This is a genomic window from Klebsiella sp., assembly GCF_027492335.1.
In the GTDB taxonomy this organism is placed as follows: Bacteria; Pseudomonadota; Gammaproteobacteria; order Enterobacterales; family Enterobacteriaceae; genus Klebsiella; species Klebsiella huaxiensis.
Window position 1 is genome coordinate 188248 of sequence record NZ_JAPUEW010000049.1, and the last position, 6000, is coordinate 194247.

Here is a 6000-nt window from a genome sequence, read left to right on the forward strand (position 1 = left end):
TTCGCCACCTCATCCCCATATCTCTGCTGAAAGTGCTATCTTTGATGACCTCTTTATACGGCTTAGGTGGGGCGACGAATGACAGATTCGGAATTAATGCAACTGAGCGAACAGGTGGGGTTGGCGCTGAAAACGCGCGGCGCGACGGTAACCACGGCGGAATCCTGTACTGGCGGTTGGGTCGCCAAAACGCTTACCGATATTGCCGGCAGCTCGGCATGGTTTGAGCGCGGTTTCGTCACCTACAGCAACGAAGCGAAATCGCAGATGATTGGCGTCAGCGAGGTGACTCTGTTTGATCATGGCGCGGTGAGTGAACCGGTGGTGGTGGAGATGGCGATTGGCGCTCTTCGCGCGGCGCGAGCGGATTATGCCATTTCGGTCAGCGGCGTTGCCGGGCCGGACGGCGGCAGCGCGGAAAAGCCGGTTGGAACCGTATGGTTTGGCGTGGCCAGCGCCAATGGGCAAGGCGTGACTCAGCGCGAATGCTTTGCTGGAGACCGGGAGTCGGTACGTCGTCAGGCGACGGCGTATGCCTTAAAACTCCTCTGGCAACAATTTCTACAAAACACTTGATACTGTATGACTATACAGTATAATTGCCTCAACAGAACAGAATTCACTACCCGGTTACACCCGGCATGAGAGGAGTAATAATGGCTATCGACGAAAACAAACAGAAAGCGTTGGCGGCAGCACTGGGCCAGATCGAAAAACAATTCGGCAAAGGCTCCATCATGCGCCTGGGTGAAGACCGTTCCATGGATGTGGAAACTATCTCCACCGGTTCGCTTTCACTGGATGTCGCCCTGGGCGCTGGCGGTCTGCCTATGGGCCGTATCGTCGAGATCTACGGGCCAGAATCTTCCGGTAAAACCACGTTGACGCTGCAGGTTATCGCCGCCGCTCAGCGTGAAGGTAAAACCTGTGCGTTTATCGATGCAGAACACGCGCTGGACCCTGTTTATGCTCGCAAACTGGGTGTCGATATCGACAACCTGCTGTGCTCTCAGCCGGATACCGGCGAACAGGCTCTGGAAATCTGTGACGCGTTGGCGCGTTCTGGCGCAGTAGACGTTATCGTTGTCGACTCCGTTGCGGCCTTGACGCCGAAAGCGGAAATCGAAGGTGAAATTGGCGATTCTCATATGGGCCTCGCGGCACGTATGATGAGCCAGGCAATGCGTAAGCTCGCTGGTAACCTGAAGCAGTCCAATACCCTGCTTATCTTCATCAACCAGATTCGTATGAAAATTGGCGTGATGTTTGGTAACCCGGAAACGACTACCGGCGGTAACGCACTGAAATTCTACGCCTCTGTTCGTCTGGATATCCGTCGCATCGGTGCGGTGAAAGATGGCGATAACGTCATAGGTAGCGAAACCCGCGTTAAAGTGGTGAAAAACAAAATCGCCGCGCCGTTCAAGCAGGCTGAGTTCCAGATCCTCTACGGTGAAGGTATTAACTTCTTCGGTGAACTTGTTGACCTCGGTGTGAAAGAGAAGCTGATTGAGAAAGCCGGTGCCTGGTACAGCTATAATGGCGACAAGATTGGCCAGGGTAAAGCGAACGCGATTTCCTGGCTGAAAGAGAATCCGGCTGCAGCGAAAGAGATCGAGAAGAAAGTTCGTGAACTGCTGCTGAGCAATCAGGACTCCACTCCAGACTTCGCAGTTGACGGAAACAGCGCAGAAGAAACTGAACAAGATTTCTGATATCGTCAGAAAGTCTAACAAGGGGCCGCTTATGCGGCCCTTTTGCTTTTTGATTAGCGAGGTTGCCCGTGACTGAAACTTCATCCCGCCGTTCCGGCTATGCACGCCTGCTGGATCGCGCCATTCGTATTCTGGCAATGCGCGATCACAGCGAACAGGAACTGCGCCGCAAACTTGCTGCTCCCGTAATGAGTAAAAACGGCCCGGAAGCGCTCGATGTGACGCCGGAAGAGGTCGATAAAGTCGTTGAGTGGTGCATTGATAACCGCTATCTGGATGACGATCGCTTTGTTCGCCAGTTTATTGCCAGCCGCAGTCGGAAGGGATACGGTCCGGCGCGCGTTCGTCAGGAACTAAAGCAGAAGGGGATTTCCCGTGAAACGATAGAGTCCTCTATGCGAGAGTGTGAAATCGACTGGGCGCTGCTTGCAAGGGAGCAGGCGCAACGAAAATATGGCGAACCCTTACCCACTGCATTTTCAGAAAAGGTGAAAATACAGCGCTTTTTGCTCTATCGCGGCTATCTAATGGAAGATATCCAGGAAATCTGGCGAAATTTTGCAGATTGACCCATCGGGGATTTTACTTCCCCGTAAAGAAAACTTATCTTATTCCCACTTTATTTTCGTGAGTAGCCTGCCGGTCGATACTGAGTAGTGGCTGCCAGCGACATTTCGTTAGCTTGATTTCAGGATAATTATGAGCAAGAGCACCGCTGAGATCCGTCAGGCGTTTCTCGACTTTTTCCATAGTAAGGGACATCAGGTAGTTGCGAGCAGCTCCCTGGTGCCGCATAACGACCCGACCCTGCTGTTTACCAATGCCGGGATGAACCAGTTCAAGGATGTTTTCCTTGGTCTCGACAAACGTAATTATTCGCGCGCAACTACCGCGCAGCGTTGCGTTCGTGCGGGTGGTAAACACAACGATCTGGAAAACGTCGGTTACACCGCACGTCACCACACCTTCTTTGAAATGCTGGGTAACTTCAGCTTCGGCGATTATTTCAAGCAGGACGCCATCAAGTACGCATGGGAACTGCTGACTGGTGAAAACTGGTTTGCGTTGCCGAAAGAAAAACTGTGGGTGACCATCTACGAAACTGATGACGAAGCATTCGACATCTGGGCGAATGAAGTCGGTGTTCCGCGCGAGCGTATCATCCGTATCGGCGACAACAAAGGCGCAGCTTTTGCTTCCGATAACTTCTGGCAGATGGGCGATACCGGTCCGTGCGGTCCGTGCACCGAAATCTTTTTCGACCATGGCGATCACATCTGGGGTGGTCCTCCGGGAACCCCCGAAGAAGACGGCGATCGTTATATTGAGATCTGGAACATCGTCTTTATGCAGTTCAACCGTCAGGCCGACGGGACCATGGAACCGCTGCCGAAGCCGTCCGTTGATACCGGTATGGGCCTGGAGCGTATCGCGGCTGTTCTGCAACACGTGAACTCCAACTACGATATTGACCTGTTCCGCGAGCTGATTAAGAACGTGGCTAACGTAACTGGCGCGACCGATCTGTCTAACAAGTCCCTGCGCGTTGTTGCTGACCACATTCGCTCTTGTGCGTTCCTGATTGCTGATGGCGTTATTCCATCGAATGAAAACCGTGGCTATGTACTGCGCCGTATCATTCGTCGTGCAATTCGTCATGGCAACATGCTGGGCGCGAAGGACTCTTTCTTCTGGAAACTGGTTGCCCCGCTGATTGAAGTGATGGGTTCAGCCGGTGAAGAGTTGAAACAGCAGCAGGCTCAGGTAGAGCAGGTGCTGAAAACCGAAGAAGAGCAGTTTGCCCGTACTCTGGAGCGTGGCCTGGCGCTGCTGGACGAAGAACTGGCTAAGCTGAAAGGTGACACGCTGGACGGCGAAACAGCCTTCCGTCTGTACGATACTTACGGCTTCCCGGTCGACCTGACCGCGGATGTCTGCCGCGAGCGCGACATTAAAGTTGACGAAGCGGGATTTGAAGCGGCGATGGAAGAGCAGCGCCGCCGTGCGCGCGAATCTAGCGGTTTTGGCGCGGACTACAATGCGATGATTCGCGTTGAGGGCGCATCTGAGTTTAAAGGCTATGACAGCCTGGAGCTGAATGGCAAAGTGACCGCGCTGTTTATCGACGGTAAAGCGGTTGATGCCGTGAACGCGGGTCAGGAAGCGGTTGTTATTCTGGATCAGACGCCGTTCTACGCGGAATCCGGCGGTCAGGTGGGTGATAAAGGCGAACTGAAGGGCGCTGGCTTCTCCTTCCAGGTCAACGACGCACAGAAATACGGTCAGGCAATTGGCCATATTGGTAAACTGGTCAGCGGTTCACTGAAAGTGGGCGACGCCGTACAGGCTGATGTTGATCAGGCTCGCCGTCAGCGTATCCGTTTGAATCACTCCGCAACGCACCTGATGCATGCGGCGCTGCGTCAGGTTCTCGGTACGCACGTGGCGCAGAAGGGTTCTCTGGTTAATGACAAAGCACTGCGCTTTGACTTCTCGCATTTTGAAGCGATGAAGCCGGAAGAGATCCGTGCGGTAGAAGATCTGGTGAATGCGCAAATTCGTCGCAACTTGCCTGTCGAAACCAATATCATGGACATTGATGCGGCTCGTGAATCTGGCGCGATGGCGCTGTTTGGCGAGAAGTATGATGATCGCGTTCGTGTACTGAGCATGGGTGATTTCTCCACTGAACTGTGCGGTGGTACTCACGCCTCACGTACTGGTGACATTGGTCTGTTCCGTATTACGTCTGAATCCGGCACCGCCGCAGGCGTGCGTCGTATTGAAGCGGTCACCGGCGAAGGTGCCATTGCGTGGCTGCATGCGCAAAGCGATCAGCTCGGTGAGATCGCACAACTGCTGAAGAGTGATACTCACAGTGTTGGCGATAAAGTGCGTGCTGCATTAGAACGTAGTCGCCAGCTGGAAAAAGAGCTGCAGCAGCTGAAAGAGCAGGCTGCGGCGCAGGAGAGTGCAAACCTCTCCAGTAAAGCGGAAGAGATTAACGGCGTTAAGCTGCTGGTCAGCGAGCTGGCTGGTGTTGAGCCGAAAATGCTGCGTACCATGGTTGACGATCTGAAGAACCAACTGGGTTCAACGGTTGTCGTATTAGCCACGGTCGCAGAAGGTAAGGTTTCTCTGATTGCAGGTGTGTCTAAGGATGTGACAGACCGCGTGAAAGCAGGGGAGCTGGTTGGTATGGTCGCCCAGCAGGTGGGCGGTAAAGGGGGCGGTCGTCCGGATATGGCGCAAGCTGGCGGTACCGATGCGTCTGCCCTCCCTGCTGCGTTGGCCAGTGTGAAAGGCTGGGTAAGCGCAAAACTGTAATAACTATAAACGCATAGATGCTGTCATTCTCGGATTACAGCATCTTGCGCGAGAAGCACTGATAACGATAAAGTCGGGTTGAAGTTGTGTATATCGGCTAAACTTAGGTTTAACAGAATGTGATGCCGTGACTGCTTACACCGTAGGGTGTTTGTCATCGCTTACTTTTTGGCGTTATATGATGGATAATGCCGGGATACGAGAGACCCGACTCTTTTAATCTTTCAAGGAGCAAAGAATGCTGATTCTGACTCGTCGAGTTGGTGAGACCCTCATGATTGGAGATGAGGTCACTGTGACAGTTTTAGGGGTTAAGGGTAACCAGGTACGTATTGGCGTAAACGCCCCTAAAGAAGTCTCCGTGCATCGTGAAGAGATCTACCAGCGTATCCAGGCTGAAAAATCCCAGCAGTCCAGTTACTAAGGTTTTCGCGCCTCGCTCTTTTGTGAGGCGCATCCCTCCAGATGTCGTTTTTCCTTATTTTTCTTCTCTGACAGCCTCTCTTTTTTATCTAAAGCCCAGCTTCCGCTACAGTTATCTTTGCGTTAGCAACGGCGTAATTACCAATTTCTTGTTGATAAAATACTCTTTTTGCCGTTTTCACAGGCTAATTGCGCGGGAAGTGTGCAAACGAAAAAAAGGTCTCGAAAAAAGGTTTGACTTATAAGTACCAGAAAGTAATATGTGCGCCATCGCAGCGACGAAGAGCAGAAACAAGTTCTTCAAAGCACTCGAAAGAGGCGTGTGGTGAGGTGGCCGAGAGGCTGAAGGCGCTCCCCTGCTAAGGGAGTATGCGGTCAAAAGCTGCATCCGGGGTTCGAATCCCCGCCTCACCGCCATTTTGCATCCGTAGCTCAGCTGGATAGAGTACTCGGCTACGAACCGAGCGGTCGGAGGTTCGAATCCTCCCGGATGCACCATCTCTTACTTGATATGGCTTAGTAGTCGTATCAACAT

5 protein-coding genes and 2 tRNA genes are annotated in these 6000 nt (G+C 52.8%); all 7 read left to right on the plus strand.

All coding sequences use genetic code 11. The features are described from left to right. The first annotated feature begins 78 nt into the window (after positions 1–78). The 7 genes from pncC (at position 79) to QVF11_RS15860 (ending at position 5963) form a co-directional block, all read left to right on the plus strand. Positions 79–576 (plus strand): nicotinamide-nucleotide amidase, encoded by a 498-nt coding sequence (gene pncC, locus QVF11_RS15830; RefSeq protein ID WP_142512509.1) that lies wholly within the window; start codon positions 79–81, stop codon positions 574–576. A gap of 80 nt (positions 577–656) precedes the next feature. Next, positions 657–1715, plus strand: coding sequence for a recombinase RecA (gene recA, locus QVF11_RS15835; RefSeq protein WP_110277022.1), 1059 nt, complete (start codon positions 657–659; stop codon positions 1713–1715). 68 nt (positions 1716–1783) lie between these two features. Further along, a complete protein-coding gene (gene recX / locus QVF11_RS15840) occupies positions 1784–2284 on the plus strand; it encodes a recombination regulator RecX (RefSeq protein WP_112213756.1) in 501 nt (166 codons plus the stop codon). 130 nt (positions 2285–2414) lie between these two features. Next, positions 2415–5042, plus strand: coding sequence for an alanine--tRNA ligase (gene alaS, locus QVF11_RS15845; RefSeq protein WP_287858159.1), 2628 nt, complete (start codon positions 2415–2417; stop codon positions 5040–5042). Between the two features lie 238 nt (positions 5043–5280). After that, a complete protein-coding gene (csrA, locus tag QVF11_RS15850; protein ID WP_000906486.1) occupies positions 5281–5466 on the plus strand; it encodes a carbon storage regulator CsrA in 186 nt (61 codons plus the stop codon). A 323-nt stretch (positions 5467–5789) separates the two neighbouring features. Beyond that, positions 5790–5882 (plus strand) — tRNA-Ser (locus QVF11_RS15855). A 4-nt stretch (positions 5883–5886) separates the two neighbouring features. After that, a tRNA-Arg gene (locus tag QVF11_RS15860) sits at positions 5887–5963 on the plus strand. The last annotated feature ends 37 nt before the right edge of the window (positions 5964–6000 follow it).